General features: G+C 65.8%; 15 protein-coding genes. 8 read left to right on the top strand and 7 right to left on the bottom strand.

Annotation, left to right across the window (positions count from 1 at the left end):
- Positions 1 to 105 precede the first annotated feature (105 nt).
- From IPM73_16750 to IPM73_16740, 3 genes are read left to right on the top strand one after another with little or no spacing between them, the layout of a single operon-like run.
- Positions 106 to 4,422 (top strand): response regulator, encoded by a 4,317-nt coding sequence (locus IPM73_16750; protein MBK8919643.1) that lies wholly within the window; start codon positions 106 to 108, stop codon positions 4,420 to 4,422.
- A gap of 11 nt (positions 4,423 to 4,433) precedes the next feature.
- Positions 4,434 to 5,495: a response regulator gene (locus IPM73_16745; protein ID MBK8919642.1), complete on the top strand. Its 1,062-nt coding sequence runs from the start codon at positions 4,434 to 4,436 to the stop codon at positions 5,493 to 5,495.
- A gap of 8 nt (positions 5,496 to 5,503) precedes the next feature.
- The gene (locus IPM73_16740) at positions 5,504 to 5,641 is read left to right on the top strand and encodes a hypothetical protein (GenBank protein MBK8919641.1); all 138 of its coding nucleotides are present in this window, start codon (positions 5,504 to 5,506) and stop codon (positions 5,639 to 5,641) included.
- Positions 5,642 to 5,677: 36 nt separating this feature from the next.
- On the opposite strand, the gene IPM73_16735 is transcribed toward IPM73_16740, so the two are convergent.
- From IPM73_16735 to dnaA, 5 genes are all read right to left on the bottom strand, one after another.
- Positions 5,678 to 7,882: an OsmC domain/YcaO domain-containing protein gene (locus tag IPM73_16735; GenBank protein ID MBK8919640.1), complete on the bottom strand. Its 2,205-nt coding sequence runs from the start codon at positions 7,880 to 7,882 to the stop codon at positions 5,678 to 5,680.
- Between the two features lie 136 nt (positions 7,883 to 8,018).
- Complete coding sequence (locus IPM73_16730; protein ID MBK8919639.1) at positions 8,019 to 9,131, bottom strand: J domain-containing protein; 1,113 nt, start codon at positions 9,129 to 9,131, stop codon at positions 8,019 to 8,021.
- A gap of 179 nt (positions 9,132 to 9,310) precedes the next feature.
- Complete coding sequence (gene gyrB / locus IPM73_16725) at positions 9,311 to 11,815, bottom strand: DNA topoisomerase (ATP-hydrolyzing) subunit B (GenBank protein ID MBK8919638.1); 2,505 nt, start codon at positions 11,813 to 11,815, stop codon at positions 9,311 to 9,313.
- An 83-nt stretch (positions 11,816 to 11,898) separates the two neighbouring features.
- Positions 11,899 to 13,005 (bottom strand): DNA polymerase III subunit beta, encoded by a 1,107-nt coding sequence (locus tag IPM73_16720; GenBank protein MBK8919637.1) that lies wholly within the window; start codon positions 13,003 to 13,005, stop codon positions 11,899 to 11,901.
- A gap of 208 nt (positions 13,006 to 13,213) precedes the next feature.
- A complete protein-coding gene (dnaA, locus tag IPM73_16715; GenBank protein ID MBK8919636.1) occupies positions 13,214 to 14,593 on the bottom strand; it encodes a chromosomal replication initiator protein DnaA in 1,380 nt (459 codons plus the stop codon).
- A 234-nt stretch (positions 14,594 to 14,827) separates the two neighbouring features.
- Between dnaA and rpmH the strand changes: the two genes are divergently transcribed.
- From rpmH to mnmE, 5 genes are read left to right on the top strand one after another with little or no spacing between them, the layout of a single operon-like run.
- Positions 14,828 to 14,962, top strand: coding sequence for a 50S ribosomal protein L34 (gene rpmH, locus IPM73_16710; protein ID MBK8919635.1), 135 nt, complete (start codon positions 14,828 to 14,830; stop codon positions 14,960 to 14,962).
- A gap of 17 nt (positions 14,963 to 14,979) precedes the next feature.
- Positions 14,980 to 15,348 (top strand): ribonuclease P protein component, encoded by a 369-nt coding sequence (gene rnpA / locus IPM73_16705; GenBank protein ID MBK8919634.1) that lies wholly within the window; start codon positions 14,980 to 14,982, stop codon positions 15,346 to 15,348.
- Positions 15,345 to 15,554 carry a membrane protein insertion efficiency factor YidD gene (gene yidD / locus IPM73_16700; protein MBK8919633.1) on the top strand — a complete coding sequence of 70 codons (210 nt, stop codon included), beginning with the start codon at positions 15,345 to 15,347 and terminating at the stop codon, positions 15,552 to 15,554. Before rnpA ends, yidD begins: the two co-directional genes overlap by 4 nt.
- Positions 15,555 to 15,579: 25 nt before the next feature.
- Positions 15,580 to 17,250, top strand: coding sequence for a membrane protein insertase YidC (gene yidC / locus IPM73_16695; GenBank protein ID MBK8919632.1), 1,671 nt, complete (start codon positions 15,580 to 15,582; stop codon positions 17,248 to 17,250).
- A gap of 20 nt (positions 17,251 to 17,270) precedes the next feature.
- Positions 17,271 to 18,626, top strand: a complete 1,356-nt coding sequence (gene mnmE, locus IPM73_16690; protein MBK8919631.1) for a tRNA uridine-5-carboxymethylaminomethyl(34) synthesis GTPase MnmE — start codon at positions 17,271 to 17,273, stop codon at positions 18,624 to 18,626.
- A 40-nt stretch (positions 18,627 to 18,666) separates the two neighbouring features.
- Here the strand turns inward: mnmE and IPM73_16685 are convergent, their stop codons facing one another.
- Together IPM73_16685 and IPM73_16680 are read right to left on the bottom strand one after the other, a co-directional pair.
- The gene (locus tag IPM73_16685) at positions 18,667 to 19,323 is read right to left on the bottom strand and encodes a hypothetical protein (protein MBK8919630.1); all 657 of its coding nucleotides are present in this window, start codon (positions 19,321 to 19,323) and stop codon (positions 18,667 to 18,669) included.
- A complete protein-coding gene (locus tag IPM73_16680) occupies positions 19,320 to 20,252 on the bottom strand; it encodes an MCE family protein (GenBank protein MBK8919629.1) in 933 nt (310 codons plus the stop codon). Before IPM73_16680 ends, IPM73_16685 begins: the two co-directional genes overlap by 4 nt.
- Positions 20,253 to 20,259 lie beyond the last annotated feature (7 nt).

Genomic DNA, 20,259 nt, shown 5'->3' with positions numbered 1-20,259 from the left:
ACGCCGGCGCCCTTGCGTTGACTTCGGCCCGATGCCGGGCGTATACGTCCCCGAAAGCACAGAGGGGAGGCCCGCGGCGCGGGGACGATAACAATGATTGGGGGAATGTCACTGCGGCGGCCCAGCTTCGCCAACAGCCTGGTCTTGCGCATCGGGCTCCTGCTTTCTCTCGCCCTGGCCGTGTTCGCTGCCGGCAGCTACCGCCTCATTTTCCAGCCCGCCGTACGCGGTCTCGCCCAGGCTCAGATGGGCCTGGTGTCGGAACAACTGGAGGCCCGTGCCGGGCGCCTGTTCGAGACCGTCGAGGTCAGTCTGCGCATCAGCCGCGACTGGGCGGCGGCCGAGAGCAACCTCGATCCCTCCCTGCAGGAGTTTCTCAAGTTCTTCCAGCCGCGCATCGCCAATCACCGGGAAATCTCCTCGGTCATCCTGGCCGACGAGACGGGCCGCGAGATGTTCCTGGTCCGCCTGGGGGACGGCCGCTGGATCACCCGCCTGTCCGATCCGGCCCGCTGGGGCCGGCAGAGTTTCTGGGTCACCTGGGGCAGCGACGGGCGCATGGAGAAGGAGGAAGCGCGGGAGACGGATTACGATCCGCGCACCCGGCCCTGGTTCCGGGGCGCCCTGGAACAGGCCCGCGACGGAAGCATCTTCTGGACCGCCCCCTACACCTTCTACACCACCCGGGAGCCGGGCATCACCGCGGCGATGCAGTTCACCGACGCCCGCGGCCGGCGCTACGTCATCGCCCACGACGTGGGGCTGCTCAAGCTGTCCGAGTTCACCACTTCGCTCACCGTCGGCCATTCCGGCAAGGCCGGCTTTTTCCTGGCCGACGGCCGCCTGGTGGCGCTGCCGCGGGATCCGCGCTTCGCGTCGCCGGAAGAGCGCAAGCTGCACGTCCTCAAGCCGCCAGAAGAACTCGGTCTCAAGGACATCGCCGCAGCCCTGCGGGTGACTTCCGGCGCCTTGCGGCCGGGACTCCACGAATTCCCCTTCGACGATCAGCCCTGGTACGCCCTCTATCACCCCATCGCCGCCGGCAATCACCAGCTCTGGCTGGGCGTCTTCGCGGAGGAGGCCGAGTTCCTCCCCAGCCGCCGCAGCGACCTGGCCCTCCTGGGCGCCGTGGCGCTCCTCGCGCTGCTGGCCGGCATTTTCGTCGCCATCCGGCTGGGGCGGCAGTTTGGCGCCCCCCTCGATCACCTGGCCCGGGAGGCCGAGCGCATCGGCCGCATGGACCTCGCAGCGCCGGTCGCCACCGCCGCCCCCTGGCGCGAGGTCCGGCAGCTGGCCGGCGCCCAGGAGACCATGCGCCAGCGCCTGCACGAGGCGACCCAGTGTCTGGACGAGGCCAATACCGCCCTGGAAGCCAAGGTGGAAGAGCGCACCCGGCAACTGGAAGACAGCCGCCGCAAGGCCCTGGAGAGCGAATCCTTCTTCCGCGCCATTTTCGACAATGCCGCCATCGGCATTTCCAACCTCAGCCCCGACCTGCACCGCCAGCGCGTCAACCGCGCCTTCGCCGAATTCAGCGGCTACTCCAGCGAGGAACTGCTCGCCGGAACGGGGCTCGACCTGCTGGCCCCGGAGGAAAAGGAGCGCGTCCTCGCCGCCTACCGCGAACTGGCCGCAGGCCAATCGCCGCGCTTTCGCACCGAGGCCCGCTTCGTCCATAAGGAAGGCCATTCCCTGTGGGCCGACATCCAACTCACCACCATCCGCGACGCCCAGGGCGGGGTGAGCTCGCTGCTGGCGACCATCCTCGACGTCACCGACCGGCGCATCGTCGAGGAGGAGCTGGCCCGCCAGTTCGCCCTGGTGCAGGCCCTGCTCGACACCATCCCCAATCCCATTTTCTACAAGGGCGCCCACACCCGCTTCCTGGGGTGCAACGCGGCCTACGAAGAGGCCTTCGGCGTGGACCGGCACCGCTTCGTGGGCCGTCGCGTGCTCGACCTCGACTACCTGCCCGAAGCCGACCGCATCGCCTACCAGGCCGAGGACGAAGCCATCATCGCCTCCTGCGGGCGCGTGGCGCGGGAGGTGCGCATGGTCCTGGCCGACGGGGAGCCCCACGACACCCTGTATTCGGTCACCGGCTTCCGCAATCCCGATGGTTCCCCCGGCGGCCTCATCGGCCTCATCGTCGATATCACCGAGCTGAAAAACGCCGAGCGCGAAGCCCGCGCCGCCCGGGCCGAAGCCGAAGCCGCCGCGGCCGCCAAGGCGGACTTCCTGGCCAATATGAGCCACGAAATCCGCACCCCCATGAATGCCATCGTGGGCATGACCCATCTGGCCCAGCAGACCAGCCTCACCCCCCGCCAGCGCAATTACCTGGACAAGGTGGACGCCGCCGCCAAGGGCCTGCTGGGCATCATCAACGACATCCTCGACTTCTCCAAAATCGAGGCGGGCATGATGCGCCTGGAGCAGGCCGACTTCGACCTGGAGGAAGTCCTGGGACGCATCGCCGACCTCTCGGTGCTGAAAGCCCGCGACAAGGGCCTGGAACTCCTCTTCGACGTGGCTCCCGACGTTCCCCGCCGCCTGCGCGGCGATTCCCTGCGCCTGGGCCAGGTGCTGGTCAATCTGGTGGGGAACGCCCTCAAATTCACCCAGCGGGGCGAAATCACGGTGAGCGTGAGCCTTGCCGCCCGCGAAGCCACCGGCTTCCACCTGCAATTCGCCGTCAGTGACACCGGCGTCGGCATCGGGCCGGAGGAAATCGGGCGCCTGTTCACCGCCTTCTCCCAGGCCGATACCTCGACCACCCGCCGCTACGGCGGCACCGGCCTGGGCCTCTCCATCTGCAAGCGCATCGTCACGCTCATGGACGGTGAAATCGGCGTCGAGAGCGCCCCCGGCCTGGGCAGCCGCTTCCACTTCGACGCCCGCTTCGCCCTGCCCCAGAGCGCGGAGGCCGTGGCGGCCCGGGAAATGGCTGCCCCAACCGATCTTGCGGTCCTGGTCGTCGATGACAACAGCGCGGCCCGGGAGGTCTTCCTGCACATGCTCTCCGGCCTGGGCCTCAACGCCCGGGCCGTCGCCTCCGGCCCCGAAGCCCTGGACGAACTCGCCCGGGCGGCCGAAGCCGGCGCCCCCTACGGGCTTCTGCTTTCCGACTGGCAGATGCCCGGCCTGGATGGCGTCGAGACCGTGCGCCGCCTGCGCCAGGCCCCGACCGCCGCCGCGACGCCGGCCATCGTCATGACCACCGCCTACGACCGGGACGAACTGGCCGAAGCCGTGCGCGACCTGGATGTGGGGGCCGTGTTGCCCAAGCCGGTCACCGCTTCGGCCCTGTGGGACGGCATCGCCCTGGCCCTGCACGCCGAAGGCCGTTCGCCGGCCGTCATCGGCCCCGGGCGCGCCTTGCCCCGCGAGGTGGACCTGGATGGCCTCACGGTGCTGCTGGTCGAGGACCACGAAGTCAATCGCGAACTGGCCGAGGAAATCCTCGCCCAGGCTGGGGTGCGGGTCGAGTCGGCGGAGAACGGGGTCGCCGCCGTCGAGCGCCTGCGCAGCGGCGCCCGCTTCGACGCGGTGCTCATGGACTGCCACATGCCGGTGATGGACGGCTTCGAGGCCACCCGCCTGTTGCGGGCCGAGCCCCGCTTCGCCACCCTGCCTATCCTGGCCATGACCGCCGGCGCCCTGGCCAGCGACCGGGAACGCTGCCTCGCCTGCGGCATGAACGACTACATCCCCAAGCCGGTGGATGTGGCCGAGCTCTACCGCAAACTGGCCCACTGGACGGGCCGCGGGCCTGCCCTGGCGGAGGGGGAGGCCCTGACCATCGCCCTCACGCCCACCCCGCCGGGGGCGCAAGCCATCGATGCCGCTGCCGCCCTGTCCCGCCTGGGCGGCAACGCCCGCCTCTACCGCCATCTGCTGGAGCGCTTTGCCGCCCAACAGCCCGGCTGCCTGGACGAGGCCCGCGCAGCGCTCGCCCGGCGGGATGGCGCCGCGGCCCACCGCTGCATCCACACCCTCAAGGGTCTGGCCGGCAATATCGGCGCCCACGGCCTGGAAGCCGCGGCCGGCGTCTGGCTGAGTGCCACCGACCCCTGCGACGCCCCGGCGCAAGCCGCCCTGGGCGGCCTGCAGGAGGAACTGGAGCGCACCCTCGCCGCGCTGCCCGGCTTGCTGGACGGCGGTCAGCCCCCCCCCTCCGGGAACGGCAAGGCCGAACCCCCCCTGGACCCCGCCGCCCTCGCACGTCTGAGCGAACTGCTGGCCGCCGACGACGCCGAGGCCCTGCGTCTCTTCGAGGAAATCCTGCCCGCCCTGCGCAACGCCGCTGGCGACAGGTTCGCGGACGCGCTGCACCAGGCCATTACACGCTATGATTTCGACCAAGCCAATAACATGCTGCAGCAGCTTGGGCCAGGGAGCCAGCAAGGGGGACCGCAATGAAGAGCAGCCTGATGAACAAGCAGACCGTGCTGGTGGTGGACGACACGCCGGAAAATATCGACGTGCTGAGCGAAATCCTGGCCGACGAGTACCGCATCAAGGTGGCCAACAACGGCGAGAAGGCGCTCAAGATCGTCTATTCCGACGACCCTCCCGACCTCATCCTGCTCGACATCATGATGCCCGACCTGTCGGGCCACGAAATCTGCCGCCGCCTCAAGGCCAATCCCGACCGCCGCGGCATTCCCGTCATTTTCGTGACCGCCATGAGCACCGTCGAGGACGAACAGCTCGGCCTCTCCATCGGCGCCGTGGACTACATCACCAAGCCCATCAGCCCCCCTATCGTGCGGGCCCGGGTGCGCACCCATCTGGCCCTCTACGACCAGACCCGGGAACTGGAGCGCATGGTGCGCCAGCGCACCGACGAACTGATCACCACGCGGCAGCAGATCATCCGCCGCCTGGGGCGTGCCGCCGAATTCAAGGACAACGAAACCGGCAACCACGTGGTGCGCATGGCCCACTACGCCCGCCTCATCGCCGAAGCCTACGGCCTGGGCCCGGAAGCCACCAGCACCATCTTCCACACCGCCCCCATGCACGACGTGGGCAAGATCGGCATCCCCGATTCCATCCTGCTCAAGCCGGGCAAGCTGGACGCCGGCGAGTGGAAGGTCATGCAGCAGCACCCCCTGATGGGGGCTGAAATCATCGGCAAGCACGACAGCGACCTCCTGGCCACCGCCCGCACCATCGCCCTCACCCACCACGAGCGCTGGGACGGCAACGGTTACCCGCAACGCCTCGCCGGCGAGGCCATCCCGCTGGAGGGCCGCATCGTCGCCATCGCCGATGTCTTCGATGCCCTCATCTCGGTCCGTTCCTACAAACCCGCCTACCCCATCGAGCAGGCCATGCGCATCATGGAGGAAGAGGACGGCCGCCAGTTCGACCCCGCCCTCATGGCCGCCTTCCGCAAGGCCTTCCCGGAAATCCACCGCATCATGGACGTCTACGCCGACGACAAGGGCGTCCTCACCGACCTGGAACTCATGGGTGTCATGAAGTAGGCCCGGCCATGAGCGAACTCTGGCTCATCCTGGGGCTCTGCGTCGTCTTCATCGCCGGCGCCGCCCTGCCCCTCCTGAAAGACCGGCAGGAAATCAAAGTCCCCAGGAAGGAAACCCTGCGGGACTGGCGCAAGCCTGACGCCTGAACTCCCGCATCCCCCGAACGGCCCGGCGCCCGGTCGTCAGGCCTGCCCTGCGGCCTGCCGCGCCCGGGCACTGTGCAGTTTCTGGTAGCTGTCGATCAGGCGCTGGTGCCGGTCGAGTCCTTCCAGTTTCATGCTGGTCGGCGTCAGGCCGTGGAAGCGCACGCTGCCGTCCACTGAACCGAGTACCGCATCCATCCGAGGATCGCCGAACAGGCGGCGGAAATTGGCCTCGTAGTCGGCCAGTTCCAGTTCGTCGTCGAGCAGCACCGCCAGCGCCGCGTTCAGGGCCTGGTAGAAGAGGCCCCGCTCGACAGTGTTCTCGTTGTATTGCAGGTAGGCTTCGACCTGCTCCCTTGCCGCTGCGAAGTCCTGCAAGGCGAGGTTGATGAGCAGTTTCAGTTCCAGAATCGTCAGTTGGCCCCAGACGGTGTTCTCGTCGAATTCGACGCCGATCAGGGTGATGATGTCGGTGTAGTCGTCGAGTTCGCTCTCCTCCAGGCGCCGCAGCAGCGCTTCCAGGGCCTCATCGTCGAGGCGGTGCAGGTTCAGGATGTCCTCGCGGAAGGCCAGCGCCTTGTTGGTGTTGTCCCAGATCAGGTCGTCCACGGCATAGATTTCCGAGTACCCCGGCACCAGAATGCGGCAGGCAATGGCGCCGAGCTGGTCGTAGACCGCCATGTAAACTTCCTTGCCCATGCCTGCGAGGATGCCGAACAAGGTGGCGGCTTCATCGGCATTCGAATTCTCGCCCTGGCCGGAAAAATCCCATGGGACGAACTCGTAGTCGGCCCGGGCGCTGAAGAAGCGCCAGGACACGACGCCGCTGGAGTCGATGAAGTGTTCGACGAAGTTGTTCGGCTCGCTGACGGCCTGGCTCTCGAAGGTCGGCCGCGGCAGGTCATTGAGGCCTTCGAAGCTGCGCCCCTGCAAGAGCTCGGTCAGGCTGCGCTCCAGGGCCACTTCCAGGCTGGGGTGGGCGCCAAAGGAGGCGAACACGCCGCCGGTGCGCGGGTTCATCAGGGTCACGCACATCACCGGGAAGCGGCCGCCCAGGGAGGCGTCCTTGACCAGCACCGGGAAGCCCTGTCGTTCCAGCGCCTCGATGCCGGCCAGAATGCCCGGGTATTGGGCCAGCACGGCCGCCGGCACGTCGGGCAGGGCGATTTCGCCTTCGATGATCTCGCGCTTGACCGCCCGCTCGAAGATTTCCGACAGGCATTGCACCTGGGCCTCGGACAGCGTGTTGCCGGCGCTCATGCCGTTGCTGAGGAAGAGGTTGTCGATGAGGTTGGTGGGGAAATACACCGTCTCGCCGTCCGACTGGCGCACGTAGGGTAGCGCGCAGAGGCCGCGCGCGGTCTTGCCGGAGTTGGTGTCGTAGAGGTGCGAAGCGCGCAACTCGCCGTCCGGGTCGTAGAGGGCCCGGCAGTGGTCGTCGAGCAGGCCGGCCGGCAGCGCATCCTTGCGGCCAGGCTTGAACCAGCGCTCGTTGGGGTAATGCACGAAGGCCGCGTTGGCGATGTCCTCGCCCCAGAACTGGTCGTTGTAAAAATGGTTGCAGCTGAGGCGCTCGATGTATTCCCCCAGGGCCGAGGCCAGCGCGCTTTCCTTGCTGGCGCCCTTGCCGTTGGTGAAGCACATGGGCGAGTGGGCGTCGCGGATGTGCAGGGACCAGACATTGGGCACCAGGTTGCGCCAGGAGGCGATTTCGATCTTGATGCCCAGGCTGGCGAGAAAGCCCGACATGTTGGCGATGGTCTGCTCCAGGGGCAGGTCCTTGCCGGCGATATAGGTCTGCGCGGCCGCATGGGGATTCAGCGCCAGCAGGGCCTGGGCGTCGGCGTCCAGGTTTTCGACTTCCTCGATGATGAACTCGGGCCCGGTCTGGACGACCTTCTTGACGGTACAGCGGTCGATCGAGCGCAATATGCCCAGCCGGTCCCGGGCCGAAATGTCCGGCGGCAGCTCGACCTGAATCTTGAGGGTCTGCTTGTAGCGGTTTTCCGGATCGACGATGTTGTTCTGCGACAGGCGGATATGCTCCGTCGGAATGTTGCGCGTGTCGCAGTAGAGCTTGACGAAGTAGGCCGCGCACAAAGCCGACGAGGCCAGGAAATAATCGAAGGGCCCGGGCGCCGAGCCATCGCCCTTGTAGCGGATGGGCTGATCAGCGATGACCGTGAAGTCGTCGAATTTGGCTTCCTGGCGAAGCTTGTCGAGAAAGTTGACCTTGATTTCCATGGGGCAAATCCAAGTAGGGTGGGCAAAAACCGGCCGGCAGCCATTTTCTCCCGCTTCGGTGATGCCGGGGCTCGGCGGGGACAGGGCTGCGCACACCCGGGATCAGCGTTTGACGGCCGCCCCGTGAAGACAGGGTTCAGAACGGACAGGCCGAACTCCGCTGGGAGCGGGCTCGCAAGGACAATCCCTTCAGCCAGGCCTTGAGTTGTTTGGCATCGGCGGCGGCAGCCAATTGTTCGTGCAAGGCCGCGATGTGGCGACGGCAGGTCGCCATGTCCTGCTGCAAAATCGGGATCAGCCCCTTGGGGTCGAGCGGTGCGAAAGGGTCCAGGCCAAACTCGAACATGAGTTCCTCCTCGACGCGCTCGATTTCCATATCCAGCTCCTGCAGCTGCCCCTTGAGTATCTTGACGTAGTGCTTGAGCCGCTCGGGCCGGATGGCGTTCAGATGGGCCTGGTCGATATGTTCCAGCTCGAGCTGAAGCTCCAGCAGTTGCAGCAGGTTGCCGCTTTCGTAGGCCGTATTGGCCCGCTGCATCAGCGCCGTCTTGCGCGCCTTCTCGTCCGGGTCGCTTTCCCGGTCCGGGTGGAGGCTGCTGGCAAGCTTGCGGTAAACCTCGCGGATGGACTGGCTGAGCTGCTTCTCTTCCGCCTCCTGGCGCGCGGCCTGAGCCTCCTCCCGACGGGACTTCCTGCGGGGGGCCTCGCTCTCCTGGTATTTCGCCTGTCGGGCATGAAACTCGCTCTCGACGCGCTTCATGATGTCCTCCGCAGAGCTCATGTCCACATCGTTCCCCAGGTCCATGCCCAGCATGCTCTCCAGCAGGACCTTCACACCCTCCTGTCTGGCGGCCTCATCTTCATCGAAATCCGACCGGCTGTGCCTGTTGTACAGTTCCTTGAGATCGCCATCCTCCCGGTGGATGAGCAGGGTCTCGGTCAAATCCACGATCAGGGCCGCCAATTTGCGCTTCTCGCCTTGAGTCGTACCCTTTCTGCCGTGGGCGTCGTCGAGCGCCTGGGCCAGTTGCCACTGGCGGTCCAGGCATTGCTGCTGCAACGGGACGAGATCGCTGCCGTACTTCTGGCGGAAGAGCGGCAGGATGGTCTCCCACTCCTTCAGCCGGGCACGGCGTGCGTCGAGCTTCTTGATCAGCCCATTGAAGGCCTTCTGGTCCTTGCTCAAGGGCGCCGTGCCGCTGGGCACGATCTGGGCGGAGGGGGTGGGATTGTGGCCGAAGAGGGGCATGGCGGGTGTGGCGTGGAAGGGCGAGCTTCAGCGCCCGTGGTTGGCGAAAACGACGCGAAGCGTCGCTGTTACCCCCCTCCCCCGCGCACGGGCGAGGAGCGGAAATGAAGGGAGCGGGTATGGCGAGCTCCTGCCACTGACAACACGTCCTACCGGTGCAGCGTGGCGTGCTGTCAGTGTCAGATATCGATCCGCGCATTCAGCGCATTCGATTCGATGAAGGCCCTGCGCGGTTCCACAAGTTCGCCCATCAGGGTAGTGAAGATTTCGTCGGCGGCGATAGCGTCGTCGATCTGCACCTTGAGGAGGCGGCGCACCTTGGGATCCATGGTGGTTTCCCACAACTGCTCGGGGTTCATTTCGCCCAGGCCTTTGTAGCGCTGCTTGGCGATGCCGCGTTCGACTTCGTTCAACAGCCACTTCATGGCTTCGGCGAAACTCGCCACGGCCTGCTTCTTCTCGCCCCGGGCGATGACGGCGCCGTTGCCAAACAGGCCGGCCAGTACTTCCGCCGTGCGGCGCAATTGCAGGTAGTCGCCGGAGAGCAGCAGGTCTTCGTCGATGAGGCCGACCTTGAGGTTGCCGTGGTGCATCTTTTCCACACGCAGGGTCCAGCGTTCCTGGATGTCGTCGAATCTGGGCACGATGCGGGTGCCGCCGTCCACGTGCTGGCCGACCAGGCGGGCGCTGTCCTGGGCGCTGGTTTCGCTGGAGAGGTCGAGCTTCAGATTGTGCTGGACCAGGGCCTGCAGCACTTCCGGATTGATGAGATGCGAGAGGCGCTCGATGACTGCTTCGGTGAGCAGCCAGGAACGGGCCAGTTCTTCCAGGGCCGGGCCGCTGACCAGCGCGGCACCATTGCCGGGGGTGAGGTTGGCGTCATCGAGGGCCAGTTGCAGGAGAAACTGGTTGTACTCGTGGTCGTCCTTCAAGTAGCGCTCGGTCTTGCCGTGCTTGACCTTGTAGAGGGGCGGCTGGGCGATGTAGATGTGGCCGCGCTCGACGAGCTCAGGCATCTGGCGGTAGAAAAGCGTGAGCAGCAGGGTGCGGATGTGGGCGCCGTCGACGTCCGCGTCGGTCATGATGATGATGCGGTGGTAGCGCAGCTTTTCCGGCTTGAATTCGTCCTTGCCGATGCCGGTGCCCAGGGCAGTGATGAGGGTGGCGATCTGCTCGCTGGAAATGAGTTTGTCGAAGCGGGCCTTTTCCACATTGAGCACCTTGCCGCGGAGCGGCAGGATGGCCTGGAACTTGCGGTCGCGGCCCTGCTTGGCGGAGCCGCCGGCGGAGTCTCCCTCGACGATGTACATCTCGCACAGCGCCGGGTCCTTCTCCTGGCAGTCGGCCAGTTTGCCGGGCAGCCCGACGCCGTCGAGGACGCCCTTCCTGCGGGTCATTTCCCGGGCGCGGCGGGCGGCTTCCCGGGCGCGGGAGGCTTCGACGATCTTGCCGGTGATGAGTTTGGCGTCCGCCGGGCGCTCCAGGAGGAAGTCCGCGAGCTTCTGGGCCACCACTTCTTCCACCGCAGGGCGGGCTTCGGAGGACACCAGCTTCATCTTGGTCTGCGAGGCGAACTTGGGGTCGGGCATCTTGACCGACAGCACGCAGGCCAGGCCTTCGCGCATGTCGTCACCGGTGATTTCCACCTTGGCCTTCTTGGCGATCTCGTTTTCTTCGATGTACTTGTTGATCACCCGGGTCATGGCCGCCCGCAGGCCGGTCAGGTGGGTGCCGCCGTCGGATTGGGGGATGTTGTTGGTGAAGCAGAGCACCTGCTCCTGGTAGGAGTCGTTCCACTGCATGGCCACTTCGACGCCGATGGTGATGCCGGTTTCGGCGGCACCCTGGCCGACCTTGGCGTCTCCCGTCGAGTAGAAGATGTTGGGGTGCAGGACCGACTTGGTGCGGTTGATGTATTCGACGAAGCTCTTGACGCCGCCGGCGAAGGCAAAGAGTTCCTCCTTGCCGATGCGCTGATCGACCAGCTTGATGCTGACGCCGTTGTTGAGGAAGGAGAGTTCCCGCAGGCGCTTGGCCAGGATTTCGTAATGGAATTCGATATGGCCGAAGATGGTGTCGTCGGCGAGGAAGTGCACTTCGGTCCCGCGCTTTTCGGTGTCGCCCAGGACTTTGAGGGGGGAGACTTCCACACCGTCGCGGGTTTCGAGGACGCGGTCCACGGGGACGCCGCGCTCGAATTCCATGAAATGTTTCTTGCCATCGCGCCGGATGGTGAGGCGCAAAAACTTGGACAGGGCATTGACGCAGGAGACGCCCACGCCGTGCAGACCGCCGGAAACCTTGTAGGAATTCTGGTTGAACTTGCCGCCGGCGTGCAGCTCGGTGAGGGCAATTTCCGCCGCCGAACGCTTGGGCTCGTGCTTGTCGTCCATCTTGACGCCGGTGGGAATGCCGCGGCCGTTGTCGACGACGCTGATGGAATTGTCCGGGTGGATGGTAACGATGATGTCGTCGCAATGGCCGGCCAGGGCTTCGTCGATGGAGTTGTCGACGACTTCGAAGACCAGGTGGTGCAGGCCGGTCCCGTCCGAGGTGTCGCCGATGTACATCCCCGGGCGTTTCCTCACCGCTTCCAGGCCTTCGAGGATCTGGATGCTGGCTTCGCCGTAGGCGGGGGCTGCGTCGCCTTCCGGCGGACTCGGGTGGGTGTTTTCTTCGGTCATTGCTTGTGTTCCACGTGAAACGGCATTTCTAAACGGCACAAGGGCCGGGCATTTGCCCGGCCCGGGGATTCTACGGCCGCGCCTCAGATACGCATCGGCATGACAACATACTTGAAGCGCTCGTTGCCGGGCACGGTGATGAGGGCACTGGAGCCCCCGTCGTTGAAGCTCCACACGACTTCGTCGCTGTGACCATTGTTGAGCACATCGACCAGGTAGCCCACGTTGAAGCCCACATCGAGGGCGTCGCCGCTGTACTGCACCTCGATTTCCTCCTGCGCTTCTTCCTGTTCGGCGTTGGCGGCGACCAGCTTCAGGGTGTTTTCGGCCAAAACCACCCGGATGCCGCGGAACTTTTCGTTGGTCAGGATGGCCGCGCGGTTCATGGCCTGCAGCAGGGTCTGGCGGCCAGCCGTCATGTGGTTCTTCAGGGTCTGGGGGACGACCCGTTCGTAATCGGGGAACTTGCCGTCGATCAGTTTGGAGACAAGGACCACCGAACCGAAGGCGAAACGCACCTGATTGGACGCCAGGGTCAGGGTCAGGGGCTCGTCGTTGTCGGCCAGCAGTCGATTGAGTTCCAGCACCGTCTTCCTGGGCAGGATCATTTCCTGACGGGGCAATTCGCTGTCGATTTCGACGCTGGCGTAGGCCAGGCGATGGCCGTCGGTGGCCACGGCCCGCAGTTCCTTCCCATCGGCAAGGAGCAGGAGACCGTTGAGGTAATAGCGCACGTCCTGGGCCGCCATGGCGTACTGCGTCTTGGCCAGCAATTGGCGGAAAGCCTTCTGGGTCAATTGGAACTGGCGGGTGTCGCCCTCGGTGAGGGTCATGCGCGGAAAATCGTCCGCCGGCAGCGTCTGCAGACTGAAGCGGCTCTTGCCGGCCCGCACCTGGAGACGCTTGTCTTCCAGCACCAGGCTCACATCCACGTTATCCGGCAGGGAACGCAGAATGTCCTGCAATTTGCGTGCTGCGACGGTGATGGCGCCTTCCCCCTCCCCGCCGGCCCCTTCGGTCGTCGTGGTGATCTGGATCTCGATATCGGTCGCCAAGAGAGTCAGCCGGTCGCCGCGTTTTTCCAGCAACACATTGGACAGGATCGGCAGGGTATGCCGTCTTTCGACAATGCCGGAAACCGACTGCAAAGGAACCAGCAGGGTGTCTCTTTGGGTTTTGATAAGAACCATAAATCAAATTCCTATAATGACTAAGTCAGAAACAACTCTGGGGATAAAGAAACAATTACCTATAAAAACAGTGCATTAAATCGGCTTTTTGGCTCTTGGAAACCCACTGGTAAAGCTGTGGGTGAAAAGGGGACAAGTTATCCACAAGGCGCCGCGCAGCGAGTTGCCCCCATTCTGACTACAGGTTTCCCCCAGGCAATGCACAGCTTCAACCCTTCAGAACCTGCACCAGGACGTGCAGGTCGTGGTTGAGTTCGTTGTCCTTGACTTTCAGGCCGTCGATAGTCTTGACGGCGTGGATGACCGTGGTGTGGTCGCGGCCTCCGAAGGCATCGCCGATTTCCGGAAAGCTGTGGCTGGTCACCTCGCGGCACAGCCACATGGCTACCTGGCGCGGGCGGGCGATGGCCCGGGTGCGCTTCTTGGAGAACAGGTCGGCTACCTTGATCTTGTAATAGTCGGCCACGGTCTTCTGAATATTCTCGATGCCCACGTTGCGCACCGATCCGATCAGATCCTTCAAGGCCTCCTTGGCCAGATCCAGAGCGATGGCCCGACCGTGGAAGGACGAATAGGCCAGCACTTTCTTGAGCGCCCCTTCCAGTTCTCGCACATTGGAGCGCAGATGCTTGGCAATGAAGAAAGCAACCTCGTCATTGAGCTGGATGCCTTCTGCCAAGGCTTTCTTCTTGAGGATGGCGACCCGCATTTCCAGTTCAGGCGGTTCGATCTGCACCGTGAGGCCCCAGTCGAAGCGGGTCACCAGGCGGTCGTCGAGGCCGTTGATGTCCTTGGGGTAGGTGTCACAGGTGATGATGATCTGCTTTCTGGCCTCGATGAGGGCGTTGAACAGAAAGAAGAACTCCTCCTGGGAGCGGTTCTTGCCATTGAAGAACTGCACGTCGTCGAGGAGCAGCACGTCCAGGCTGCGGTACTGGCGCTTGAAGCTGTCGAAGGATTTCTGCTGGTAGGCCCGCACCACGTCCGAGTAATAATCTTCGGCGTGGACATAGCGCACCACGCGCTCCGGGTTGTCGCTCAGGATGGCATTGCCGATGGCGTGGATGAGGTGCGTTTTGCCCAAGCCCGCGCCACCGTAGATGAAGAGCGGGTTGTAGGCGCCGCCGGGGTTGCCCGCTACCTGTTGAGCCGCGGCCCGGGCAAGGTCGTTGGCCTTGCCGACCACCAGGTTGTCGAAGGTGAAACCGGCGATAAGGCGGGTCTTGTCGTAGGCGGAAGGCCGGTTGGCAGCTTTTTTGCCTGCGGCTCCATCGCCGGCGTGGGACGATGAGGCGGGTGCCGGGGCGGCTGCCCCCCCGGCTTCCGCCTCCGCACGCGCCTTGCCCCCCGCGACGGACAGCCCGATGCTGACCGGGACGGAGAAAAAACTGCGGCAGTGATCCTCGATCTGGGTCAGATAGCGATCCCGCACCCACTTCAGGATGAAGGTGTTGGGCGCCAACAGACGCAGCCCCTCCTGGGGCGCTTCTTCACCCTCCAGACGCAGCGGTCTGATCCAGGTGTTGAACTGCTGAGCCGGCAATTCCTGTTCGAAACGCAGCAGGCAGGATTCCCAGAAACCGGACATTGCCGAAAAGACTCCTCCCCACCCCTCATGGAAATTCCGGGGGCGGTGTATTCGAATGGGTGCAGATGGGTGGATTGGTGCAACAAAATTGGCGGCTCCCGGGCCGCCAGATCAAGGCCGATTCTACCCCGCCGCGTAGAAGTTATCCACAGCCGGCAAGAAAATTTTGCCTTGACATGGCAGGGCGAAACAGGATGTAATTCGCCGTTTTTCTCTAGCCAGCAAGGAATCAGCATGAAACGCACGTATCAGCCCTCCGTCGTGCGCCGCAAGCGCACCCACGGCTTCCTGGTCCGCATGCGCACCAAGGGCGGCCGCAAGGTCATCGCCGCCCGCCGCGCCAAGGGCCGCCAGCGTCTGGGCGTTTGAGCACTGCTGCCGCGGCCTTGTCCGCTGGCACCTTTCCGCGACGCTATCGCTTAACCAAAACGGATGAGTATTCATCCGTTTTTGGTTTCAGGAAGGCGATTCGCGGCACGCTCTTCATGGTGCATTACCTTCCCCGCGGCGAGACGGCTTGTGACGCCCGACTCGGATTGGTGGTCGGGCGCAAGCTGGTTAAATCGGCGGTGGGTCGCAATCGCATCAAACGTGTCCTGCGCGAGCAGTTTCGCCTGCGGCGGGCGGGGCTTCCCAAGGTGGATGTGATCTTTCGCCTCATCGCCAAACCGGGCCGCATCGACGGCCGGGTGATTGCGGCGGAAGCTGTCGAACTCCTGGGGCGGCTTGCCCGGCGGGCTGCGGGTACGCCGTGAAGACGCTCCTCATCGCGCTCCTGCGGGGCTATCAGTATGCCCTCAGCCCCTGGCTGGGGCGTCGTTGCCGCTTTTGCCCGAGTTGCTCGCAATACGCCATCGAAGCCGTGCGAAAATACGGCGCCGCCCGGGGCGGCTGGCTGAGCGCGCGACGGGTCTGCCGCTGCCATCCCTGGCATCCGGGCGGGTACGATCCCGTCCCCTGAACACTTTTTTCGACATGGGTTGTACATGGACACTCGGCGACTGATCCTGGCCATCATCTTTTTTGTTTCCAGCCTGATGCTTTGGGAGAACTGGCAGAAGTACAACCAGCCCCAGCCGGCCGCCGGGGCAGCCGCGCCCGCCGCGACGGGAACGTCCGCTGACGTGCCCAAGCCCAGCACGACGCTGGCCGCAGCCCCAGGCTCGGCGGCGCCCGTCGCCACGCCCGCCGCTGGCCCCGCTGCCGCGCCGGCGGGGGAAAGTTTCACCGTCGCCACCGACCTCGTGAAGGCGACCTTCTCCACCCAGGGCGGCGACCTGGTGGGCCTGGAACTGCTCAAGTACCGGGCCCACGGCGACAAGGGCAAGAATTTCGTCCTCTTCGAGTCGCAGCACCAGTATCTCGCCCAGAGTGGCCTGATCGGCGAGGGACTGCCCAACCACCGTACCGTCTTCAAGCGCGTCACGGGGCCCACGGAGCTTGCCGAGGGCGCCACCGAGCTCAAGGTGCGCTTCGAAGGCACGGGGCCGGAGGGGGTCAAGGTCGCCAAGACCTATACCCTGCGCCGGGCTTCGTACGCCGTGGATGTCGCTTGGGAAATCGAGAACGCCAGCGGCAAGGCCATCAGTCCCCACGCCTATTTCCAACTCCAGCGAGACGACGTCGCGCCCGAAGGTGAAACGAAGATGGTCTCGACGTTCACCGGCCCCGCCGTCTATACCGAGGCGGAGAAGTATCAGAAGATCGATTTTGGCGACGCCGCTTCCGGCAAGGCCAAACATGCCAAGACCGCTGACAACGGCTGGCTGGCCATGGTGCAGCACTATTTCGTTTCCGCCTGGGTTCCGGCCGAAAAGACACCCCGCGAATACTACATGCGCAAGGCCGAGGGCAGCGCCAACGTGGTTCAGGCCGGGCTCATCGTGCCGGTGGCCGAAGTCGCTCCGGGCGCCAAGGGGGGCGTTGGGGTGACGCTCTTTGCCGGTCCCCAGATTCAGGAAGCTCTCAAGAAAATCGCCCCGGGCCTCGATCTGGTCGTGGACTACGGCTGGCTGACGGTCATCGCCGCGCCCATTTTCTGGGCCCTGGAGGCCATCCACAAATTGGTGGGCAATTGGGGCTGGGCCATCGTCATTCTGACCATCCTCATCAAGGCGGCCTTTTACCCCCTCTCGGCCGCGTCCTACAAATCCATGGCCAAGATGCGGGTGCTCACCCCGCGCCTCATGCACTTGAAGGAGCGTTATGGCGACGATCGCCAGCGCCTCAACCAGGAGATGATGAAGCTTTACCAGACCGAGAAGGTCAATCCCCTGGGAGGCTGCCTGCCCATCCTGGTCCAGATTCCCGTCTTCATCGCCCTCTACTGGGTGCTCCTGGGCGCCGTCGAAATGCGCGACGCCCCCTGGATCCTCTGGATCACCGACCTGGCCTCTCAGGACCCGTTTTACATCCTGCCGGTCGTCATGGTGGTGACCATGCTCATCCAGACCAAGCTCAATCCCACTCCGCCGGACCCCATGCAGGCCAAGATCATGATGGCCATGCCCTTCATTTTCGGCGTCATGTTCTTCTGGTTCCCCGCCGGTCTGGTGCTCTACTGGGTGGTCAATAACATCCTGTCCATCGCCCAGCAGTGGCGCATCACCCAGGTCATCGAGGCGGGCGGCAAGGCCGCCAACGACGCCAAGGCCTGAGTTCGGCTGATCCGCCCCGCATGACCCGGCCGGCGCCCGCCGACCCCATCGCCGCCGTCGCCACCGCACCCGGGCGGGGCGGCATCGGCGTGGTGCGGGTGTCGGGCCCTGAGCTGCTGCCTCTGGTCGAGGCCGTCACCGGCCTGCGCCCGGCCCCCCGGCGCGCCTGCCACGCCCGCTTTATCGATGGCGAGGGGCGGGTCATCGACAGCGGCCTGGTGCTGCACTTTCCCGCCCCCCACTCCTATACCGGCGAGGACGTGGTCGAATTCCAGGGCCATGGCGGCCCCGTCGTCCTGCGCCTCGTCCTGGCCCGCTGCCTCGACCTGGGCGCCCGCCTTGCCCAACCGGGGGAATTCACCCGGCGGGCCTTCCTCAACGGCAAGCTCGACCTGGCCCAGGCCGAGGCCGTCGCCGACCTCATCGACGCCTCCACCGCCTGCGCGGCCCGCTCCGCAGTCCGCTCCCTGCAAGGCGAATTCTCCCGGGAAATCCACGCCCTGGCCGAAGGGCTGACGCAGCTGCGCGCCCTGGTCGAAGCGACCCTGGATTTTCCCGACGAGGACATCGACTTCCTGCGTGCGGCCGACGCGGCCGGTCGCCTGGCCGCGCTCCGGACCCGCCTCGCCCGGGTGCGCGCCCGGGCGGGCCAGGGCCGGCTTCTGCAGGCCGGGCTGCAGGTGGTCCTGGCGGGCCCGCCCAACGTGGGCAAATCCTCCCTCCTCAATCGACTGGCCGGCGACGACCTGGCCCTGGTGACGCCGGTGGCCGGCACGACTCGCGACGCCCTGCGCTCGTCGATTCAGGTGGAGGGCATTCCGCTGCATATCATCGATACCGCCGGCCTGCGGGAAACCGACGATGAAGTCGAACGCCTGGGTATTGCGCGCGCCTGGAAGGAAATCGAACGGGCCGACCTGGTGCTCGTGCTGCGCGACGCCAGCACCCCCGCAGGCGGCGACGAGGAAGTGTTGGCCCGCCTTCCCACCGGCGTGCCCCGCATCACGGTGCGCAACAAGATCGATCTCAGTGGCGAGCCCCCCGGGCGTCGGGAAGCCGACGGGGGGGTGATCCTCTCCCTCTCGGCCAGGAGCGGTGCCGGGGTAGACCTCCTGCACGACGAATTGCTGGCCGTGGCCGGGGGCCAACCGGCGGAAGACGTCTTCATCGCCAGGGAGCGGCACGTCCGCGCCCTGGCCGCCGCCGCCGATCATTGCGAGGCTGCCGCGGCCTGCCTCGCCGCGCCCCGCCCCGCCCTCGAACTGTTCGCCGAGGATTTGCGCCTGGCGCACAAGGCCCTGGGGGAAATCACTGGCGAGACCAGTCCCGACGACCTCCTGGGGGTTATCTTCGGGCGTTTTTGCATCGGCAAGTAGCCCGGTGGCCGGCGGCGCGTCGCCGCCCGGTCGGCGCGGATCAGCGTGGAGCGCCCAGGGTGATGTCCAGGCGCCGCTGCCGCGCTGCTGCGCCGGCCTCGTCCCCGGCCGCGCGCAGACGATCGCGGTCGAAGCTCAACCACGCAGCCAGGGGGCGAGCCCAGCCCTGCTGTCCTGCCGTCTCTATGGCATGGGCGATTCCCTGGGGCGAGAGGCGGCCGGCACGGAGGAGCGCCGCCGCCACCACCAGGCGCGACAGCGGATCGGCGACCGAAGGGAGTCCGTCGGATTGCAGGCTGCCCCGCAGCACTGCCGCCTGGTCCGGGGGAAGAAGCGCCGGATCTGCACCCGGATCCGACCCGGCGAGATAGGCCCCGTAGGCGCGGGACGCCGCGTCGGCGTCGGCAGCCAGCGGTGCGAAACCTGGGCAATCGCCCCCACCCAGACTCGCGAAGCGCAGCGCACAGGCCTTCAACTCCACCGCTGCGAGGGCGTTCGGGTTGCCGGTACGGGCCACGGCGCGGCGGGCCAGGGTCAATTCCTGCGTGGCGGCGCGGTCCCGCCCTTCCAGATAGGCCCGGGTGTAGGCGCTGAGGGCCTGGTGGGCGTCGGCCTGCCAGTCCGGCGCCACCGGCCCCCCGGCACAGGCCGCGAGGCCCAGGGCAAGCAGGGCAGTCAAAGGGAGCAAGGGCTTCACGGCAGCTTCAAGTCCCTTTCGCGGGCGAAGGGCCATTTGCGATTGACCTCCTCGACCAGGCCCGACACCCGCCGCAGGCTGGCCTCGACTTCGGCCCGCAGCACATCCAGATCCTCGCTCGCCCCCCGCGCGTTGCTGGCGATGCGCCCCACGTCGGCCAGGATGCGATCCAGCTTCTCCAGATTCGTCCGGGCTTCGCCCAGGACGGCCCGTAACTCGCCGGCCGTGCGCCGCGCCTCGTCGGCCAGGCCCTGGGGACCGTAAAGCTGGGTCTCGGTCTGGGCCAACAGGCGGTTGGTGCGCTCCAGGGCCTCGATCACCCGGCGGGCATCCCCCTCGCTGCCCAGAAGGCCGGTGAGCACCCCGTGGCGGCCGTTCATGGCTGCGGTCAGCGCCTGCACGTTGTCCAGGCTGCGGGCCAAGGAACCGTCCGCCGCCGACAGGTGCTCGAGTTGCTTGAGGAGCGCCTGCACACTCCCGAGAACCTGGGGAATGCGCTCGGCCACGTCGCCGATCAGGACGTCCCGGCGAGCGCCGTCGGCCAGGGGCGGGTCGTCGAGAACTCCGCTGAAGGCGCGCAGGCGGGTTCCTCCCACCAGCCCCCGCTCCAGAGTGAATACGGAAGAAGTGCGCAACCAGCGCGCATCCTTCACCGGAATCTCGACGTGGATGTGGGCCTTGGCGTCCTCTGCCAGCTCGACCCGACGCACGCGGCCGATGGGAAAACCGGAGAAGCTGAGGTCCATCCCCACCGCAACGCCCTCGGAATTGTCTGCCACCAGGACCAGGGACTGAGTCTCCTCGAAGACTCCCCGGGCGGTCATGACGAAGAAAGCGAAGACCCCCAGCACCGCAAGGGTGAGCGCCACAAGGAGCACCGCCTTGGCATGGGCGTGGGGGATGAGGGGAGGAGATTTGGCTGCGCTCATGCTGCAA

The organism is Betaproteobacteria bacterium (genome assembly GCA_016720065.1).
Taxonomy (GTDB): Bacteria; Pseudomonadota; Gammaproteobacteria; order Burkholderiales; family Rhodocyclaceae; genus SSSZ01.
Note: the sequence above shows the minus strand (reverse complement) of the source record. Positions and strands in the feature narration are given on the sequence as shown.

Excerpts from the sequence above, each read along its gene's own strand:
- IPM73_16750 (MBK8919643.1), top strand. The coding sequence starts at position 106 with ATGTCACTGCGGCGGCCCAGCTTCGCCAACAGCCTGGTCTTGCGCATC.
- IPM73_16745 (MBK8919642.1), top strand. The coding sequence starts at position 4,434 with ATGAACAAGCAGACCGTGCTGGTGGTGGACGACACGCCGGAAAATATC.
- IPM73_16740 (MBK8919641.1), top strand. The coding sequence starts at position 5,504 with ATGAGCGAACTCTGGCTCATCCTGGGGCTCTGCGTCGTCTTCATCGCC.
- IPM73_16735 (MBK8919640.1), bottom strand. The coding sequence starts at position 7,882 with ATGGAAATCAAGGTCAACTTTCTCGACAAGCTTCGCCAGGAAGCCAAA.
- IPM73_16730 (MBK8919639.1), bottom strand. The coding sequence starts at position 9,131 with ATGCCCCTCTTCGGCCACAATCCCACCCCCTCCGCCCAGATCGTGCCC.
- gyrB (MBK8919638.1), bottom strand. The coding sequence starts at position 11,815 with ATGACCGAAGAAAACACCCACCCGAGTCCGCCGGAAGGCGACGCAGCC.
- IPM73_16720 (MBK8919637.1), bottom strand. The coding sequence starts at position 13,005 with ATGGTTCTTATCAAAACCCAAAGAGACACCCTGCTGGTTCCTTTGCAG.
- dnaA (MBK8919636.1), bottom strand. The coding sequence starts at position 14,593 with ATGTCCGGTTTCTGGGAATCCTGCCTGCTGCGTTTCGAACAGGAATTG.
- rpmH (MBK8919635.1), top strand. The coding sequence starts at position 14,828 with ATGAAACGCACGTATCAGCCCTCCGTCGTGCGCCGCAAGCGCACCCAC.
- yidC (MBK8919632.1), top strand. The coding sequence starts at position 15,580 with ATGGACACTCGGCGACTGATCCTGGCCATCATCTTTTTTGTTTCCAGC.
- mnmE (MBK8919631.1), top strand. The coding sequence starts at position 17,271 with ATGACCCGGCCGGCGCCCGCCGACCCCATCGCCGCCGTCGCCACCGCA.
- IPM73_16680 (MBK8919629.1), bottom strand. The coding sequence starts at position 20,252 with ATGAGCGCAGCCAAATCTCCTCCCCTCATCCCCCACGCCCATGCCAAG.